This is a genomic window from Nocardia iowensis (assembly GCF_019222765.1).
Lineage (GTDB): Bacteria > Actinomycetota > Actinomycetes > Mycobacteriales > Mycobacteriaceae > Nocardia > Nocardia iowensis.
The window spans coordinates 8560680-8578607 of record NZ_CP078145.1 but is presented as its reverse complement, the minus strand read 5'-3'; the positions used below and the strand labels follow the sequence as shown (position 1 = coordinate 8578607).

The following is a 17928-nucleotide window of genomic DNA, read 5'->3' as shown; positions in this document are numbered from 1 at the left end:
GCCGAATCCGATGCCGGGCAGCGCTATTCGGCAGAAGATAGCTGCACGCTATGCTTGCTGGTCGGAGTATGTAATCGAAGATAATCGCAGAGGGCCGAATCCTGTTGCGGCAGAAGGAGAAGTTCTACATTGAACTACATCGGCCTGCGCATCAGCGCGTCCGCGACGCCTATCAGACCAGCAACTACGACGGTCAACTCCCTTGTTCAGGAATCCGGATTGGGCCTGCAAACACATCGCTGATCCGCGCCTGACCTGGTCGAGCACAGCGTCCGCAGTCGTGAGCCGATCCACCTCCGCGCCGCCAAGCGTCCTTATCGACCCGGGTCGTACTCGTAGGCGTTCGGCGGCAGCCCCGGCCGAGTAGGGGTCTGGGTGATGCGCGCGTCGATCGCGAAGCCGATCTGTCCCAAGGTCAGCGGCATCATGCAGTCCCGTGCGGGATGGGTGTACAGCTCCCGCCCGGGTGTGGGATCGGCGAAGCCGGTGACCGACTTGTTGTAGGCCCCCAGGATCGGTCCGCCGGACAGATTCAACCCGACGCAATCGACTTCGAGAATGTAGGTGCCGTCGCCACCGCAGTGCGCCGCCGCGCGGGTCGGCGAGCGATCCAGCGCGCAGTCCCGCGGTTCTGCCGCTGCCGGTCCGGTCGCGGCCAGCGTCATCGTGGCCGCACCGGCGACCAATAGCGACGCACCGATCACACTTCGCATCATGCCCATCGCCAGCTCCTCCGGTTGCCGTTGTCGACCAAGCTATTTCGGCCGTCCTGCCGTTCGAAGCGCGACGCGCCAGGGTGCTCCTATTCGGCGTCGCCCCAGCATTCAACCACTGTCGTGACGGAAATTGAATGGATCTAGGGCCCGAAATCGATTCGGCCCGCGCCGTTCCCGGCGGCTCTCGAGCTGCGGTATCGCATCGCGACCGCGATCGCCTGACGGCCGCGTCAGCCACCGACCGCCGCCACTCCCATGAGGCCACTCGCTCATCGCTGTCTGCTATGGCCGATATCCGCAAGGTTTTTGGCCGAAGACCGTATGTACTGCTCTCCCAAAGCAGTTCAGGACGACTTGATCGAACCGCGCGCCCGGTTCGGCAGCCTGAGTGAATGTTTCGCCCCCCGCCCACGGTAAGTCTCGCAATGGCCGCACAGTGTCATCCATTCGAGCGTGCCCTCGTTCAGTCCCTGTTCACCGGCCCGCCGCCGCCAGCAACCGGTGGCGTTAGTTGTCTGCCGCGACGATGTCGGAACTCGCGTTCTCTTTCTCGACCGACATACCTAGCACCGCTTAGCCGATGGCCGAGCCGCGAATCTCGAATTATCCGAACGGTATTCGCGCGCTACTGTCAGATTTCGAACGAGGAGCAGCTGATGACCGAAACCCGCTTTGCCCCTGGATCGCAGGCCGAGAGGCTGCGTCGGCCACCGCGGCTGCGCACCATTCGTCATGGACTGATGAAGCTCACTTACGTCCCCGATGGGGCGGTCTTCTTGAAGCCGCGCGGCTGGTTACCCGATGCCACCGAACAGGATTGGGTCACCTACGCCGATCACCTCGACGCCGACGGGCATCTCGTCGCGGGGATCGGCGGGTTGCTGGTGCAGTACGGCCGACGCGCCTTGCTCATCGACGCGGGCATCGGGCCGGTGGTCGCGCCCGACCACCCGGCTAATCCGATGACCGGCGCGACCTACGGGGGTGCGTTGGTGCGCAACCTCGCTCGTCTCGGCGTCGCCAACCGGATCGAAGCCGTCGCGTTCAGCCACCTGCACCTCGACCACTTCGGCTGGACGCTGCAACCGTGGCCCGGTGGTACGGCGCCGTTCGGCGAGGCCCGCTACCTGGTCGCCGAACCCGAATGGGAATTCTGGCAATCGCTGGCCCCCGACTTGGTCGAGGCGCTGCCCGACTGGGCGAAAGCAAGCATGACCACCCCGGCGATGCTGGCCGCGATGGCGCCGCGGGTACAGCCGATCCTCAACGGCGACGAGATCTTCCCCGGTATCCGCGCCCAATCGATTCCCGGGCATTCTCCGGGCCATACCGCATTCGCCATCAAATCCCTGGGTCGTCGCCTCGTCATGATCGGCGACGCGCTGCACTCTCCCGTCCAGGTTGCCCACCCCGAGTGGACCAGCGCCTCGGACTTCAACCCCGTCGAGGGCATCCGCCGTCGCCGCATCCTGGTCGACCGCCTGGCCACCACCGGCGACCTCGCCTTCGGCATCCACTTCGCCGATGTCCCGTTCGGCCGAGTCCACCGCGATCCCGACGGCCGCACCACCTGGATCCCGGTCGGTTAAGCCGCGTCTCGCGACGCACCGGAGTACTCGAAACCAGCGGCAGCGCGGTCCTGCCGCTGGTTGAGATACCGGTAGGCGAGGAAGCACAGGACGACCCACATGGCGCCGAGGGTCCAGCCGCCGAGCACATCGGTGGGCCAGTGCACGCCGAGGTAGATGCGGGAAAGCCCCACTGCGGCAACGAAGGTGACGGCGGCGACGGCCGCGACCCAGCGGATGGCGGGACGGCGGATCCGCGGGATCAGCAGTAGCGCGAGGGTGCTGATGACCACGATCGAACCCAGGCTGTGGCCGGAAGGGTAGGCCAGGTTGGTCTTCGCGATGATGTGGTTGACGACGGGTGGCCGCGGTCGATCGATGAGGTGCTTGCCGCCATCGGTCAGCGCCCATGAACCGAGGCCGGTGACAACGACGAGTGCGGCCTCCCGCCACCGGCCCAGTTTGGCGAACGCGAGGACGGCCAGCGTCGCCACGATGGTCATGGCGACGGTGCCGCCGAGGTAGCTGACGGTGATCGCGAGGGGCGTCAGCGTGCCGTTGCGATGTTCGATCGCCCAGTTCGACAGGGGTGTGTCGATCATGGTGAGTCCGTCCCGGTCGAGCACATTGCTGGTGAGTCCGAGGGCGAACACGGCCAGCACCCCGGCCAGCACGGCGAGCGCGGGGATCCGGTGCCAGATCCGGTCCGGTGGGGGATTCGTGGTCACCCTCCCACGATCCCATCTCCACGCTGTGGATTCGCTGAGGATGCGCCGCGGCCGGTCAGAACATGCTGTAGCCGCCGTCGATCATCAGGGTGTCGCCGGTGTGATACGCGCTGGCGGGGCTGGCCAGGTACACCGCGACCGCCTCGAAATCGGTGGGGCGTCCCCAGCGTTTCGCGGGGATGCGGGGCTGGACGCGGTCGCGGAAGCGGTCCCACGCGAAAACGCCGTCGGTCATCGGGGTTTCGATCCAACCGGGCAGCACCGAGTTGGCCCGGATGCCGTGTTTGCCGAGTTCGACGGCGATCGAGTTCATGATCGCGATCAGCCCGGCCTTGCTGGCCGCGTACGACTGACCGCGCGGAACACCCTGACGGGCAGCCAGACTGGCGGTGCCGACCAGGCTGCCGGCCGTGCCTTGGGCGACCATGACCTTCGCCGCCTCGCGCAGGGTGACGAAGGCGGCGTCGAGATTGATCGAGGTGACCCGGCGGAACTCGCTCAGGTCGGTCTCCAGGAACGGCGTCATGCCCTGCATCACACCGGCATTCACGAAGCACGAATCGATGCGGCCGAGTTCGTCGGCGGTCCGGGCGATGGTGTCGATCACCTGCTGCTCGTCGCCGACATCGCAGGACAGCGCGAGCACGCGACCGCCGTACCCGCGCAGGATGTCGGCGGCGTCGGCATTGCGCTCGGTATTGCGGCCGACGATGCACACGTCGGCGCCCGCCCGCGCGAGCCCGCGCGCGAAGCCGAGGCCGATGCCGGAGTTGCCCCCGGTGACGACGGACACGTGGCCGGTCAGGTCGAACAGCGGGGCCTCGGTCATCCGGTCCATCCCTTCGGTCGCGGGCAACAGTGCCCGAACGAGTGCGAGGATAACCGCGCCATGCGGGGAAAAGCCACGCGGCGGCGCACTGTAGTTGGGCGGCTGGTGCCGATGTAGTTGGGCGGCTGGTGCCGATGCCGCTGTGCGGCTGACGAGCACCGGCGAGCAGGCGCTACGCTGCTTGCCGTGCTGCTTTCCGATCGTGACATCCGTGCGGAGATCGCCGCTGGGCGTCTCGGCGTCGAGCCGCTCCTGGAGAGCCTGATCCAGCCGTCGAGTATCGACGTGCGGCTGGACGGGATGTTCCGGGTGTTCGACAACTCCCGCTACACCCACATCGATCCCGCGCAACGGCAGGACGAGCTGACCAGCCTGGTCGAGCCCGCCCCCGGTGAGCCGTTCGTGTTGCATCCCGGCGAGTTCGTGCTCGGCTCCACCCTCGAGGTGTGCACGCTGCCGGACGACCTGGCCGGTCGGCTGGAGGGGAAGTCGAGCCTGGGCAGGCTCGGCCTGCTGACCCATTCGACCGCCGGTTTCATCGACCCCGGCTTCAGCGGCCACATCACCCTGGAGCTGTCCAACGTGGCCAACCTGCCGATCACCCTGTGGCCCGGCATGAAGATCGGCCAGCTGTGCCTGCTCAGGCTGACCAGCCCGGCCGAGCACCCGTACGGCAGTGCCACCGCGGGCTCGAAGTACCAGGGCCAGCGTGGCCCTACGCCGTCGAAGTCTTACCTGAACTTCCCGCTGCCCGCCGCGATAGTGGACGCCGCGGAATCGCGGTAGACCTAGATCCTCTCGTGCGCTTCGGCGGGGGCCTCGGCGCGCCGAAAATAGCGACGACTCGATCCAGGAACCCACAGCAGCACGAACACGACCACCGATAGCGCCCAACCACCGATCAGGGCTAGGTGCACGCTGGGAAACAGCACCCACACGACGAACCGCCCGAGGAATTGCGCGCCGAGCAATACCGTGATCGTCACCCGGGCCCAATTCTTGCCGCGCAGTAGTGGCAGCAGAATGGCGGCATAGAGCGGTGCGCCGATGAGGTGGAAAACGGTGCCGACGTTCCAGCTGAACGGCGAGGACACCAGGACGAGAACATGATTGATAGCGTGAATGCCGATGCCGATGGCGGCCACACGCACGGTAATCGGTGCGGACATCGCGGATTTTCCTTCGCGGTCGAGGTGCGAGAAACGCTACGTCTCGCCCTACGTCGCGGTATTGGACGAATGGGACACGCTCAGTCGAGCAGGCGGCCGGGCGGCGCACCGGCGAAGCGCCGGAAGTCTCGGATGAGATGGGATTGGTCGTAGTAGCCGAAATCGCCCGCGAGCGTGCTCATATCGCGCGTGGGTTCGCTCGCCAATGCGGAGAGCGCGGCCGAGAAGCGCAGCAGCGAACCATAGTCCTTCGGCGGCAGGCCGACCTGCTCGGCGAATCGGCGCCGGAAATGCCGTGGGCTCCAACCGCTTTCCGCAGCGAGGGTGGCTATCGGCAGGAGGCCCCGCGATCGTCGCAATTCCCGGACCGCATAGGTCACCGCGGCGTCTTCGCGATCGTCCGCCGCTGCCGAGCGTTCCCGCAGATACTCGGCCACCAAAGCGAATCGTGCGGGCCAGGTGGGGATTTCGGCGAGGCGTTCGGCCAAGCGGCGCACTGCGCGACCGTGAAATTCGGCGAGTTCTACTGCGCCGTTGCGTAATTCGTCCATCGGAACACCCAGCAACCGGCGCGCCGTCAGCGGATCGAGTTGCACCTGCACGCTGCGCATCCGCCCGGCGTGCCCGGCCGTCCCCGCCCGATCGTGCAAGCCGATGACCAGCGCGGTGGGGTCCAGACTGCGCCCCTCGAAGGTCCCCTCCAGCGCGAACACGAGCTTGACAGTGCCGCCCGGAATTTTCCTGCGCCGCACCGGGTTCGGCTCCAGCACATCGAACCCGACGCAGCGGACCACCTCGAGGCCGGTGAACGCCGAGGCAGGCGCGGAGACGAGCTGGTGCGAGCGCACCTGATACGTCCCACGCAGGTCGCTCAGCCGATCACTCCGCATCCCTCAACACTAAAGCGGATGCCGCATCTTGGCTCGCCCTCCGTGCTGGTGGGCCACCGGCCCGAGTCCGCCCCGTCGACTGCCAAGAAAGGGGCGGACTCGGCCCGGTCCGGCGCCGGGCGGCAAACGGGAACCGATCGCGGCGCGTGATCAGTCCCCGCCGCCCGCTCCCACCGCCAGCGCCGTCGTGATGATGACGGATAGCGGTGGCAGCGTGTCGCCGCGTCTCGGCGGGGATACCCAGAAGCACCCTTCCCGGGTCCACCTGCCAAGACCGGTCGGCAACATCACGGCGCTGCCGATGGCGGGAATGCCGATATCGAGACGATTGAGCACCTCCAATACCTGCGTTCCCGGCCTACTGTCCGGCTCGGCCACAAAGCTCCACCGGATCTGCCTGGCCAGCATGGGCCCCCTGGTCCCCTGCTGTTCCAGTGCGGCCCGCACCTTTTCGGCGCGGGCGGTTGGCAAGTGGACTACGCAAACGCGGCCGGTGATCGGCAGCATGACGAAGCCGCCACGCTCGGCCACCGGCAGCCCGAACTCATGCCGATAGAACGCCACCCAATCGTCAACAGTCCTGAGCTTCTCCACATTCACGGCGAACTCCTTGCCTCCCGCCTCCCAGGGTCCCGGTCACCCGCCGAATTCGGTATTGCCCGCACGCCCGCCTTCTACTGCCCTTCCGCTGCCTCTGATACCAGCTCTGTTTCGTATGTAGCCGTGCTCACAAACCCCTCGTACCCTGGGAAAGAGTTCGTTCGGAAGGGATGACATCGTGGTCCGGCAATGGTCAGGTAAAGAGGCCCGTGCCCTTCGCGATGCCAAACGCATGAGCATCCGGCAGTTCGCGGCCCATCTCGGGGTACACGAACGCCTGGTGTCGAAGTGGGAGGCCGGTGGCGTCCGGGTCCATCCACGTCCGATCAATCAAGCCGCTCTCGATACATCCTTGGCCAGGTCCGATGACGTTGTGCGGGCACGGTTTGCGGCAATGATCGATCAGCCGATGGCCGATCGACCGACCGCACCTGGATTCGATGCGCCCGCCGATACCTCGGCGCGCGCCCAATATTCGAGCGACGCGGACCTTTTGGCTCTCATAGACGCCGGTGCGATGAGAGGTGATGCGTTAGCAGCGATTTCGGAGAGGGATCTGATCATGGCGGCTGCCCATGAGGCCAGCGAGCACGCCGGCCAGGCCGAGAGCACGAATGTGGGTGCGACCACTTTGGAACAGCTCGACGCCGATGTCACCCGCATCGCGAACGACTACGTGCACATCCCCCCCGTGCCGATGATGGTCGAGATGCTTCGGGTGCGACGCCGGGTGTACCGGTTGCTCGAGGGGCATCAACGCCCCGCGGACACCAGTCACCTCTATCTACTGGCGGGCACCCTGTCGGGTCTGCTCGCCAACGCCAGTACCGACCTCGGCTATTACGACGCCGCGGGCGAACAGATCCGAGCGGCCTGGGCCTATTCGGAACTGTGTGGTCACAACGGGTTGCGGGCCTGGACCCGTGGCATGCACGCGCTCATCGAATACTGGTCGGAGCGCCCGCGCCGCGGCGTGCTGCTGGCGCAGAGCGGGCAGGAGTTCGCCGAGTCGGCGACGGCGAAGGTGCGCCTGCTCAATATCGAGGCACGGATCTGGTCGAAACTCGGCAGCTCGTCCGACGCCGATCGCTGCATCCGCGCCGCTGACCATGCACGCGAGGTGTCCGAGACCGACACGCTGCACGATGAGGTTGGCGGCGTGTTCGGATTCAACGCCGCGAAGGCGCAGTACTACGCGGGCGCCACCTATATCCATCTCGGCCAGGCCGAGCCCGCGCTGGCCGCCACCCAGCGCGCGATCGAGCTGTACGCGAGCGGTCCATCGGAGCAGCGCTCCTACGGCGCCGAGTCGCTGGCCCGGGTCGACTGCGCTGCCGCGCACCTGATCAACGGCAGCCTCGACGGTGCGGCCGAGGCGCTGCAACCGGTGCTCGGCCTCGCCGAGGACAAGCGCATCGCGCAGTTGGAGGAACGCCTGACCGGGGTGCGTAGACGGATCGCGGGCCCGAACTTCCGGGACGCGGTCGAGGCACGCTTCCTGGACGAGCGGATCGAAGAGTTCTGCGGCTCGACCGCGGCGAAGGGGATACCGCCTGGCAACCCGGCTTCCTGAGGTGCTGATCACATCGTTGGATCCGGCGGCGGGGTCGCTCACGCCGTCCCAGTGAAATCGGGGCAATCGATCCCGAGCGGGGCGATTATCCGGTTGCGCCGGGTGGCACCATGGGACGGGTGAGCCCTAGTCATCTACCGCATCGCCCGCTGGAGCAGTCGACGAAACTGCAGAACGTTGTCTACGAGATCCGTGGACCGGTGCACGCGCAGGCAGCACGGCTGGAGGCGGAGGGTCATCGGATCCTCAAGCTCAACATCGGCAACCCCGCCCCGTTCGGGTTCGAGGCGCCCGATGTGATCATGCGCGACATCATCGCGGCGCTTCCGTATGCCCAGGGCTACTCGGAATCGAAGGGCATCCTGTCGGCCCGGCGGGCGATCGTCACCCGGTACGAGCTGGTGCCCGGGTTCCCTGAACTGGACGTGGACAGCGTCTATCTGGGCAACGGTGTCTCCGAGTTGATCACCATCACCATGCAGGCGCTGCTCGACAACGGTGACGAGGTGCTGATCCCGGCGCCCGACTACCCGCTGTGGACCGCGATGACCAGTCTGGCCGGCGGCACGCCGGTGCACTATTTGTGCGATGAGTCCAGCGGCTGGCAGCCCGACATCGCCGATATCGAATCGAAGATCACCGACAAGACCAAGGCGCTTTTGGTGATCAACCCGAATAATCCGACCGGCGCGGTCTATTCCGCGGAAATTCTTCAGCAGCTCGTCGATATCGCGCGCAAGCATCAGCTGCTGCTGCTCGCCGACGAGATCTACGACAAGATTCTCTATGACGATGCCAAGCATATTTCGGTGGCCTCGGTGGCGCCCGATCTGCTGTGCCTGACCTTCAACGGTCTGTCCAAGGCGTATCGGGTGGCGGGCTACCGGTCGGGGTGGCTGGCCATCACCGGTCCGAAGGAGCACGCCGCGGGTTTCCTCGAGGGCATCGATCTGCTCGCCTCCTCCCGCCTGTGCCCGAATGTGCCTGCGCAGCATGCGATTCAGGTCGCCCTTGGCGGGCATCAGAGCATCGAGGATCTGATCCTGCCCGGCGGGCGGCTGCTGGAGCAGCGCGACGTCGCGTGGGAGCGGCTCAACATGATTCCTGGTGTCTCGTGCGTGAAGCCGAAGGGCGCGCTGTACGCGTTCCCCAAGCTGGACCCGAATGTGCATGAGATCCATGACGATTCGAAGCTGATCCTGGACCTGCTGCTGCAGGAGAAGATCCTGATGGTGCAGGGGACCGGCTTCAACTGGCCGAACCATGATCATCTGCGGATCGTGACACTGCCGTGGGCCAGGGATCTGGCGGTCGCCATCGAGCGCTTCGGCAACTTCCTGTCCAGCTATCGCCAGTAGGTTGCGGCCTTGCATCCGTGCAACCGCGCTGCCCCGCTTCTAGCCTCTAAACAGACCGAATGTATGGATACAAGCGATGTTTGGAGACTAGCTAGCGCATTAGAAGTACTTTTGTGTACAGTAGGACTTGGCACTTTCGAGTGCCCGGCCGGGTTGCCTACCCCCCTGGGTTAACCCGGTCTTCGGTTCGGCCGCCTACCCCCCTGGGCCGCCGGCCTGTGGGCGGCGGAGACATCCCCCTGCTCTCCGCCGCCCCCTCCGAATTCTCACTCCGGCCTCGATGCCGACTCCCACCTCGGCTTATTCGTCGCCCGAGCCCGCTTTTGAAAATGAAATCCTTTAAGCTCGCTCCGGGCAGCCGACTCGCGCTGAACAGCCGGTCCTGCCCGCTGGGAACACACCCAGCGCATACGACGGACAGGGTAGGAGCCCCGCGCAGTCATGAGTGAGCACCATCACCATCACCACGACCACTCCGGTCCGATCGCGATCGGTGACACCGCTGCCCGGGTGGTCGTCGGGTTGCTGACCGTTATCGGCGCCGTCGTATTACTCGGAACCGTCCTGCTGTGGCCGGGCAAACAGCACATCGACATCCCGCTGCCGATGCAGAACGCGGGCGGCGGCGCGGTGCAGACCGAGGCGGGCACCGTGGTCATGCAGGACATCGGGCCGTGCGGCAGCTCCTCGATCGGCAAGGTGTTCGTGGAGAAGCCGGAGCCGCCGCGCAACAATGCCTATACCTGCCAGCGCAGCCTGATCGACATCGAGTCCGGGCCGCACAAGGGCAACAAGACGCTGTTCGAAATCGCGCCGGGCCCAGGACAACCCGATCTGCACGCCGGGGACGAGCTGCGGCTGGTGCGGCAGACCGATCCCAGCGGTACCCCGATGTACTCGTTCGAGGACTACGCGCGCGGGTTGCCGTTGACGCTGATCGCGGTGGTCTTCGTCGTGGTGATCGTGGTGGTGGCGCGCTGGCGTGGGCTGCGTGCCCTGCTCGGGCTGGTGTTCGCGTTCGCGGTGCTGGTGATGTTCATGTTGCCCGCGTTGCTGGACGGCAAGCCCGCGATTCCGGTCGCGCTCGTCGCGGGCTCGTTGATCCTCTACGCGGTGTTGTATCTCGCGCATGGATTGAACCTGCGGACCAGTTCGGCGCTGCTCGGCACGCTCACCTCGATGGTTGTCGCGGCGGCGTTGTCCTGGGTGGCGATCAAGATGACGCATCTCACGGGTCTGTCCGAGGAACAGAACACCAACGTCGCCACCTACCTCGAGCATGTCAGCATCACCGGGCTGCTGCTCGCCGGGTTCATCATCGGCTCGCTCGGTGTGCTGAACGACGTCACCATCACCCAGGCGTCGGCCGCGTTCGAACTGGCCGCGCTCGACGAGTCCGCGTCCCGGCGGGAGATCTTCACGGCCGCGATGCGGGTCGGCCGCGACCACATCGCCAGCACCGTGTACACCCTGGTGCTCGCCTACGCCGGTGGTGCGCTGCCGCTGTTGCTGCTCTTCAGCGTCGCGGGCCGTTCCATTCGCGACGTGCTGACCGGCGACGCGGTCGCCATCGAGATCGCCCGCTCATCCGTCGGCGGCATCGCCCTCGCCCTGTCCGTCCCGCTGACCACGGCCATCGCGGTAGTGCTGGCCCGCCCCTTCGGCCACCACAAACCCACCCACCCCCCACGCCGCGCCCGCCACGCCCGCACCTGATGTCGTAGCCGCACACCCATAGTGGCAGCCGCGCACCCTCAATACCGGGTGTGCGGCTCACGCAAGGGGTGCGCACACCTACGCGAGTTGGGAATTCGCGGCTGTTGCTGCCGGACACCTGGTTCGGTTGCCGAGCACCCGGTTTGGCTGACGCTCACCCTCTATACCGGGTGTGCTGCTGAGGCAAAGGGTGTGTACACCTAGCTCAGCGGGCCGGAGGGGGCGGGAAGGGGAAGACCTCCGGGGGGATCGTGGGGACCACGATCGGTGGAAGGCCGGGAACGACAATGGTGTTCGGGCCGGGTGCGGGAGGTGGCGGGGGTTCGGTGGTGGCCCGGCGCGGTGGGGGTGCCGCGACCGATTCCACCGCGGATTCCGTCGGGGTGGTCGGGGCGACCGCGATCTGCGGGTCGAGGGTGGTGGTGCGCGGTGCCGAGGTCGTCGGCACCGTCGGCGAGCCCTCGTTGTGTGAATCGCGTTGCAGCACTTGCGGGCCGTAGCCGAGGCCGAGTCCGATCGCGGCAACCACCGCGAGAGCGCTTACGGTCAGCACCGCACCACTGATCTCGCGCTTGCGGCGGGCGGGTGGCGCCGATAACCAGGCCGGGGACAACTCGGCGTCGAGCACCGGGCTGACCGGGACCTCAGGCTGAACCGGCCTGGCGAGCAGCGCGGCGCCGCGGGCTACCACCGTCTCCGGGCTCTCCGGCACGATCACCGGAACACCCATCCAGCGTTCGAGAACCCTGGCTACCAGCGGGATCCGGGCGCATCCGCCGATGGCGAGCACACCGTGCACCGGCCGATCGGAACGGGTGATCACGTCCCGCGCCATCCGCGCCGACGATTCGATCGCCAACATGATCAGCGACTCGAAGTTCTCCTGTGCCAGCAGCACCAGGCCCTGTTCACTGGGCAACGCGACCGCGGTGTTCGTGGACAGCTGTTCTTTTGCCTCGCGACACAGTCCGTCGAGGGTGGCGAGACCGGCCGCGTCCGGCGGATGCGCGATTCGGCCCGAGGCGATCTGTTGTTCCCGGATCAACGAGTCGAGGTAGTCGCCACTGATATCGCTGGTGCGCTCGCTATGGCGGATCTCACGCGTCTGGGTATCGACCACGCTCACCGAAAGCCCGGAGCTGCCGAGGTCGTACACCACCAGCGAGGAAATGCCCCGGATATCTCCGGTGGACTGGGCGAATTCGAGCGCGGCGACGACTTCGGGAACAAGTTCGTAATTGGTGAGCTGCTGGCGTGCCATGGCCGCGCGAACAGCGCGCGCGTGCTGTTCGCTGCGATACGCGATGGCGGTGGCGGTGATACCAGGAGTGGTTTCCAGCGTGACGCCGATCGCCTCGGCGGCCAGTTCCTCGACGGTCTGCTCGGTGACCGGAATGGTTTGCAGATCGAAGGAGTGCGGCTGGACGTGGCCGTGGGGGTTCGCGGTGTGTGGCCGCGCCATACGGACAGCGCCGGCCCCCACCGAAACTCCCAGTACCGAACTCATCAGCTGCCCATCTCGTTCACACTTCACGACATGCGAGCCTGCGCGAAGGCCCGCTCCCCGGACCATACCGTCGACGAGCGTCTGTGCATACGGCAGGACTATGCGTCCAGACGTAGGCCCCGCCTTCGCGACGCAACTCTACGGTGTGCCGAGTCCCGCGTACACCCATCCGGCCGCACGCCAGTTGGCACGATTGAGACAGTTCCTTCCGTCGATGATCGATCGGGTCCGGACTACCCGTGCCAAATCCTCCGGTCGCAGTGCGGTGAATTCGTCCCATTCGGTGAGTACCAACACAACATCCGCGCGTTCGCACGCCTCGGTTACCGAGGTGGCGTAGTTCAAGGTGGGGAACACTCGTCGCGAATTCTCCAGTGCCTTCGGGTCATACACGGTCACCACCGCGCCGTGCAGCTGGATCATGCCCGCCACATTCAGTGCGGGTGAATCGCGCACGTCATCGGATTCCGGTTTGAACGCCGCGCCGAGCACCGCGACATTCGCGCCCAACAAGGAACCGCCGCAGGCGCGCGCCGCCATGTCCACCACCTTGGTGCGGCGACGCATATTGATGTTGTCCACCTCACGCAGGAACGCCACCGCGTGGTCGGCGCCGAGCTCGCCGGACCGCGCCATGAAGGCCCGAATGTCCTTCGGCAGACAACCGCCGCCGAAACCCAGTCCGGCATTGAGGAACCGGCGGCCGATGCGCGCGTCGTAGCCGAGCGCGTCGGCGAGCATCGTCACATCCGCACCGGTCGCCTCGCAGACTTCCGATACCGCGTTGATGAACGAAATCTTGGTCGCCAGAAAGGCGTTGGCGGAAACTTTCACCAATTCGGCTGTGGCCAAATCGGTCAATAGGAAGGGCACCTCGTCGGCGATCAGCTCCGCGTAGACCTCGCGCACCAAGTCCTCCACCCAGTCGGCGGCCGCGCGCTCCCGATCCACCCCGAGCACAAGACGATCCGGGCGCAGTGTGTCCTTGACCGCGAAGCCCTCGCGCAGGAACTCGGGGTTCCACGCCACCTCGATCTCGGTAGCGGTGAGCTGGCGCGCCCTGGTGCCGAGCGCCGCGGCCGTGCCGACCGGCACCGTCGACTTGCCGATGATCACCGACGGCCGCTCCAGCATCGGCGCGAGCGTGTCCACCACGGCGTGCACGTACTTCAGATCGGCGGCGTACTCGCCCTTCTTCTGCGGCGTCCCCACCCCAAGGAAATGCACCTCGGCGTGCGCCGCGGCCTCGGCGTACGACGTGGTGAATCGCAGCCTGCCCGCATCGAGGTTGCGCCGCAGCACGTCCTCGAGTCCGGGTTCGTAGAACGGCACCACGCCATCGGACAGCTTCGCGACCTTGCCCGGGTCGACATCCACCCCGATGACGTCATGCCCGAGCTCGGCCATGCACGCCGCGTGCGTGGCCCCGAGGTACCCGGTTCCGAAGACTGTGCATCGCATGATCGATTGATAAGCCCCCCTGATGGCCACGCCGCATCACCGAGGCAAGAGTCACGGCAACGGTAGGTGTACATGTGGCGACATATATCCGGATGAGAGCTCTGACCTGCCAAGATGGCAGGTCGACCACTGCGATCCTTTTAATTGCTGGCGGGTGACATCAGTTTGATACAGTGACGGGACATACGTAGGTTCCGTCTCGTTCGGCCTGGGCCGGCGTTGACGCATTGGTGCACACCCTCTGGGAGGGCTGATGGAATTCGACTGGTCAGCGGCCGATTTGGCGTTTCGGGACGAGGTACGGGCGTTTCTCGACGCGAAGTTGACGCCGGAGTTGCGGCGGGCGGGGCGATTGGCGACGAGTGTCTACCCCGACCACGAGGCCAGCATGCAGTGGCAGCGCATCCTGCACGAGAAGGGGTGGGCGGCGCCCGCTTGGCCGGTGGAGTACGGGGGATGTGGGTGGAGTTTGACCCAGCACTACATCTTCAATCGGGAGTCGACGCTGGCGGGGGCGCCCGCGCTGTCGCCGATGGGGATCAAGATGGTGGCGCACGCGATCATCGCGTACGGGACGCCGGAGCAGAAGGACTTCTATCTGCCGCGGATTCTGACCGGGGAAGTCTTCTTCTGCCAGGGGTATTCCGAGCCGGAGGCCGGGTCCGATCTGGCGTCGCTGACCATGGCGGCCGTCGACGACGGTGACGATTTCCTGTGCACCGGCAGCAAGATCTGGACTACCCATGCGACGGAAGCGAATTGGATCTTCTGCCTGGTGCGCACCTCGCGTACCGGGAAGAAGCAGCAGGGCATCACCTTCCTGCTGATCGATATGACCACGCCCGGCATCGAGATCCGGCCGTTGGTGATGACCTCCGGTGAGCAGGTGCAGAACCAGGTCTTCTTCGACAACGTGCGGGTACCCAAGCGCAACGTGCTCGGACAGATCGACGAGGGGTGGACTGTCGCGAAGTACCTGCTGGTGCACGAGCGCGGTGGCGCCATGGCACCGTTCCTGCAGGCGATGGCGCAGGAAATCGCCGTCGACGCGGCGGAACAGCCTGGGCCGGACGGTGCTCCGCTGATCGATGACCCGGCGTTCGCCGCGAAACTGGCGGAGGCGCGGATTCGCACCGAAGTACTCGAAATATTGGAGTACCGCACCCTTTCGGCGATGTCACGCGGGAAGAATCCGGGCCCCGCCGCCTCGATGCTGAAGATCTTGGCGACCGAGTTGAGCCAGAAACTGACCGAATTGGCGCTGGAAGCCGCCGGTCCGCGCGGTCGCGTGTATCAACCGCACGCCACGAAACCGGGTGGCCCGATCGCGGAGTTCATACCACCCGCGGACGGCTACCACAGCGGCGCGGAATGGCAGGCCGTCGCGCCACTGCGCTACTTCAACGACCGAGCGGGCTCGATTTACGCGGGCAGCAACGAGATTCAGCGAAACATCCTCGCCAAAGCAGCATTGGGGCTCTGATGGACTTCACGCTTACCGACGAGCAGGAACTGCTCCGCACCGCGATCGCCGGATTCCTCGGCGCCCGGTACGAATTGGAAAAGAGCCGCAATGCGGCCAAGCTTGGCGGCGGCTGGCAGCCCGCCGTGTGGCGCGGATTCGCCGACGAACTCGGCATTCTCGGCGCGACCTTGCCCGAGCGGGTCGACGGAATGGGCGGCGGGCCGGTCGAAATGATGGTGATCGCCGAGGAACTCGGGCGGGCACTGGTCGTCGAGCCGTTCGTGGACACGGTTGTCGTCGGTGCCGGACTGTTGAACCGGTCCGGTGGCGATCAGGCCGATACGATATTGCGGCAGATCGTGACCGGCGATGCGCGCACCGCTTTCGCCGCCCTGGAACCGACTTCGGGCCAGACGTTGCACGATGTATCGACAACCGCACGGCGGGACGATGATTCGTGGCTGCTCGACGGTGCGAAGACCGTCGTGACCAGCGCTCCGTTGGCGACCCACCTGCTCATCACCGCCCGCACCGCCGGTGATCGGCGTGATCAGCGCGGAATCTCGTTGTTCCACACCGCGTTCGATGCGAACAACCCGCCCGCCGGAGTCGAGGTGCACCCATATCGGACCATCGATGATCGGGTCGCCGCCGACCTCGTTTTCACCGGCTTCCGGCTGCCCGCCGACGCATTGCTCGGCGTCGAAGGAACCGCCTGGGTCGCCATCGAACCCACCGTGGACGACGCGATCGCCGCCACCGCCGCTGAGGCCGTCGGCTGCCTGCGCAAGGTGCTCGCCGACACCCTCGACTATGCCAAGCAGCGACAGCAATTCGGCCAGCCGATCGGCAGCTTCCAGGTCCTGCAGCACCGCATGGTCGACATGTACATGGAACTCGAACAAGCCATCGCCGCCGTCTATCTCGCGATCTACTCGCTGGAAGCCGACGCCCCGACCCGGGCCCGCGCCGTCTCCGCCGCGAAGGTCACCATTGCCAGGGCCGCCCGCTTCATCGGCCAGAACGCCGTCCAATTGCACGGCGCCATGGGCATGACCGAAGAACTGGCCATCGGCCACTACTTCAAGCGCCTGACCGCCATTGAGCACGAATTCGGTTCCAGTGATCAGCATTTGGCCCGGTACGCGGCATTGACGCGACCGTAGGCGCCACGCGGCCCGGTCCTCGATGCAGGATCGAGGACCGGGACTCGGGTCAGCTCAGAGCTTCTGCCACAGGGCTGGCGTGTTGGCGGGTTCCCAGCCAGGGTTCGCGGTGTGTGACTGCAAGCAGCGGTAGCGAGCCCCGTCGTAGGTGACTTCGCTGCCGACCTGGTAGCTCCGGCCCGGAGCCCATTCTTGGGAGCCGGGTGGCGTAGTCGTCGGCGGCGTCGTCGTGGTTGTCGGCGGGACCGTCGTTGTCGTGGGCGGCACGGTGGTCGTCGGCGACGGTGTGGTGGTCGGCGTCGATCCGCCGCCTATCTGCAGATCGACGCAGGCGTAGAAGGCGTTGGCGGTGTCTCCGATGTTCCAGATGGCCAACAGTTTCTGGCGCCCGGTGAAGTTACCGAAATTCACTGTGTGCGTGACGGTTCGGTCGGGCTGTTGGTTATTGCCCGGGACGAGGGTGACCCTGGTGTTGCCGATGTAGTACTCCCAGTTGGCCGTGCGGTGCCGAGCGGTGTTCGTCCAGGTGAAGCTCGCCGAGTTGCCGACAGCGTGCACCTTCCACGGCTTGCTGTCGTCATTCAGTTCGGCGAATTGGGCGTTGTTGCCATGGCAGTTGCGCAAGCCCTTCGGCCCTTCGACACTCTGCGGCTCGTACTTGATCGGACCGCACGCCACGGTCCCGGCCGCGCACTGTGCTTGCCTGCTGGCCGGTGACGAAACGTACCCGTGCGCACCGGCCGTCCCCGCCGGGAACAGAACCGCCAAGAAAGGTGCGATCCCTACTGCGGCCCCGAGGACAGTCAGTTTTCTTCTAGTATTCATGGCGCTCCTAATAGCCTGAGCAGCAGAGGCCGGCATGCTGGTCAGTATCAAACGTGCAGTCAGCGAAAGCATTTCGAATTCGAATGCGATAAAGACGATATGCCGCTCCCCGGACCAGGCAAAGACCTCGAGTTCGCGGCCTCGGCAACCAAGGCTCATTCGGTATCGGAGCGCAGCTCGGATCGGCAGTGCGAGAAGGGAACTGGTGAAAGTCCCGGCACAGAAATGACACGTCCCCAGTGCCTCCCCAGTTATCGCAATCGCCTCGGCTGCACCGCTACCGGCCAGGCCGTCGTCTCAGGTCCGACAGAATTGCGGAATAAGTGCCGAGTTCATACCGATCGCGGCGCGAGTCGG

Annotated in this window: 16 protein-coding genes; 7 read left to right on the top strand and 9 right to left on the bottom strand. The window is 65.9% G+C overall.

Annotated elements, in window-relative coordinates:
• Positions 1–314: 314 nt before the first annotated feature.
• Positions 315–722 carry a hypothetical protein gene (locus tag KV110_RS39580; protein ID WP_218472202.1) on the bottom strand — a complete coding sequence of 136 codons (408 nt, stop codon included), beginning with the start codon at positions 720–722 and terminating at the stop codon, positions 315–317.
• 650 nt (positions 723–1372) lie between these two features.
• Here KV110_RS39580 and KV110_RS39575 point away from each other — a divergent pair.
• Positions 1373–2305: an MBL fold metallo-hydrolase gene (locus tag KV110_RS39575; RefSeq protein ID WP_246634248.1), complete on the top strand. Its 933-nt coding sequence runs from the start codon at positions 1373–1375 to the stop codon at positions 2303–2305.
• Here KV110_RS39575 and KV110_RS39570 read toward each other — a convergent pair.
• Together KV110_RS39570 and KV110_RS39565 are read right to left on the bottom strand one after the other, a co-directional pair.
• Positions 2302–3012: a phosphatase PAP2 family protein gene (locus tag KV110_RS39570; protein WP_218472201.1), complete on the bottom strand. Its 711-nt coding sequence runs from the start codon at positions 3010–3012 to the stop codon at positions 2302–2304. The genes KV110_RS39575 and KV110_RS39570 overlap by 4 nt on opposite strands.
• A 55-nt stretch (positions 3013–3067) precedes the next feature.
• A complete protein-coding gene (locus tag KV110_RS39565; protein ID WP_218472200.1) occupies positions 3068–3841 on the bottom strand; it encodes an SDR family NAD(P)-dependent oxidoreductase in 774 nt (257 codons plus the stop codon).
• Positions 3842–4027: 186 nt separating this feature from the next.
• On the opposite strand from KV110_RS39565, the gene dcd reads away from it, so the two are divergent.
• Positions 4028–4627, top strand: coding sequence for a dCTP deaminase (gene dcd / locus KV110_RS39560; RefSeq protein WP_218472199.1), 600 nt, complete (start codon positions 4028–4030; stop codon positions 4625–4627).
• Between the two features lie 2 nt (positions 4628–4629).
• Here dcd and KV110_RS39555 read toward each other — a convergent pair whose 3' ends face one another.
• The 3 genes from KV110_RS39555 to KV110_RS39545 form a co-directional block, all read right to left on the bottom strand.
• Positions 4630–5010 carry a hypothetical protein gene (locus KV110_RS39555; protein ID WP_218472198.1) on the bottom strand — a complete coding sequence of 127 codons (381 nt, stop codon included), beginning with the start codon at positions 5008–5010 and terminating at the stop codon, positions 4630–4632.
• Between the two features lie 80 nt (positions 5011–5090).
• Positions 5091–5900, bottom strand: coding sequence for an AraC family transcriptional regulator (locus tag KV110_RS39550; RefSeq protein WP_218472197.1), 810 nt, complete (start codon positions 5898–5900; stop codon positions 5091–5093).
• Between the two features lie 150 nt (positions 5901–6050).
• Positions 6051–6500, bottom strand: a complete 450-nt coding sequence (locus KV110_RS39545) for a hypothetical protein (RefSeq protein ID WP_218472196.1) — start codon at positions 6498–6500, stop codon at positions 6051–6053.
• Positions 6501–6678: 178 nt separating this feature from the next.
• Between KV110_RS39545 and KV110_RS39540 the strand changes: the two genes are divergently transcribed.
• The 3 genes from KV110_RS39540 to KV110_RS39530 all read left to right on the top strand — a co-directional run bounded on the left by KV110_RS39540 (position 6679) and on the right by KV110_RS39530 (position 11147).
• Positions 6679–8073, top strand: a complete 1395-nt coding sequence (locus tag KV110_RS39540) for a helix-turn-helix domain-containing protein (protein ID WP_479725018.1) — start codon at positions 6679–6681, stop codon at positions 8071–8073.
• A gap of 110 nt (positions 8074–8183) precedes the next feature.
• Positions 8184–9431, top strand: a complete 1248-nt coding sequence (locus KV110_RS39535; RefSeq protein ID WP_218472194.1) for a pyridoxal phosphate-dependent aminotransferase — start codon at positions 8184–8186, stop codon at positions 9429–9431.
• 441 nt (positions 9432–9872) lie between these two features.
• Entirely contained in the window at positions 9873–11147 is a 1275-nt protein-coding gene (locus KV110_RS39530; RefSeq protein WP_218472193.1) for a YibE/F family protein, read from the top strand.
• 205 nt (positions 11148–11352) lie between these two features.
• Here KV110_RS39530 and KV110_RS39525 read toward each other — a convergent pair whose 3' ends face one another.
• Together KV110_RS39525 and KV110_RS39520 are read right to left on the bottom strand one after the other, a co-directional pair.
• A complete protein-coding gene (locus tag KV110_RS39525; protein ID WP_246634246.1) occupies positions 11353–12654 on the bottom strand; it encodes a DUF7159 family protein in 1302 nt (433 codons plus the stop codon).
• A gap of 138 nt (positions 12655–12792) precedes the next feature.
• On the bottom strand, positions 12793–14115 hold the full coding sequence (locus tag KV110_RS39520) for a UDP-glucose dehydrogenase family protein (protein WP_218472192.1): 1323 nt from the start codon (positions 14113–14115) through the stop codon (positions 12793–12795).
• Between the two features lie 253 nt (positions 14116–14368).
• Between KV110_RS39520 and KV110_RS39515 the strand changes: the two genes are divergently transcribed.
• A complete protein-coding gene (locus KV110_RS39515) occupies positions 14369–15598 on the top strand; it encodes an acyl-CoA dehydrogenase family protein (protein ID WP_218472191.1) in 1230 nt (409 codons plus the stop codon).
• Positions 15598–16746 carry an acyl-CoA dehydrogenase family protein gene (locus tag KV110_RS39510; protein ID WP_218472190.1) on the top strand — a complete coding sequence of 383 codons (1149 nt, stop codon included), beginning with the start codon at positions 15598–15600 and terminating at the stop codon, positions 16744–16746. Before KV110_RS39515 ends, KV110_RS39510 begins: the two co-directional genes overlap by 1 nt.
• A 54-nt stretch (positions 16747–16800) precedes the next feature.
• Here the strand turns inward: KV110_RS39510 and KV110_RS39505 are convergent, their stop codons facing one another.
• Complete coding sequence (locus tag KV110_RS39505; protein ID WP_246634245.1) at positions 16801–17514, bottom strand: lytic polysaccharide monooxygenase; 714 nt, start codon at positions 17512–17514, stop codon at positions 16801–16803.
• Positions 17515–17928 lie beyond the last annotated feature (414 nt).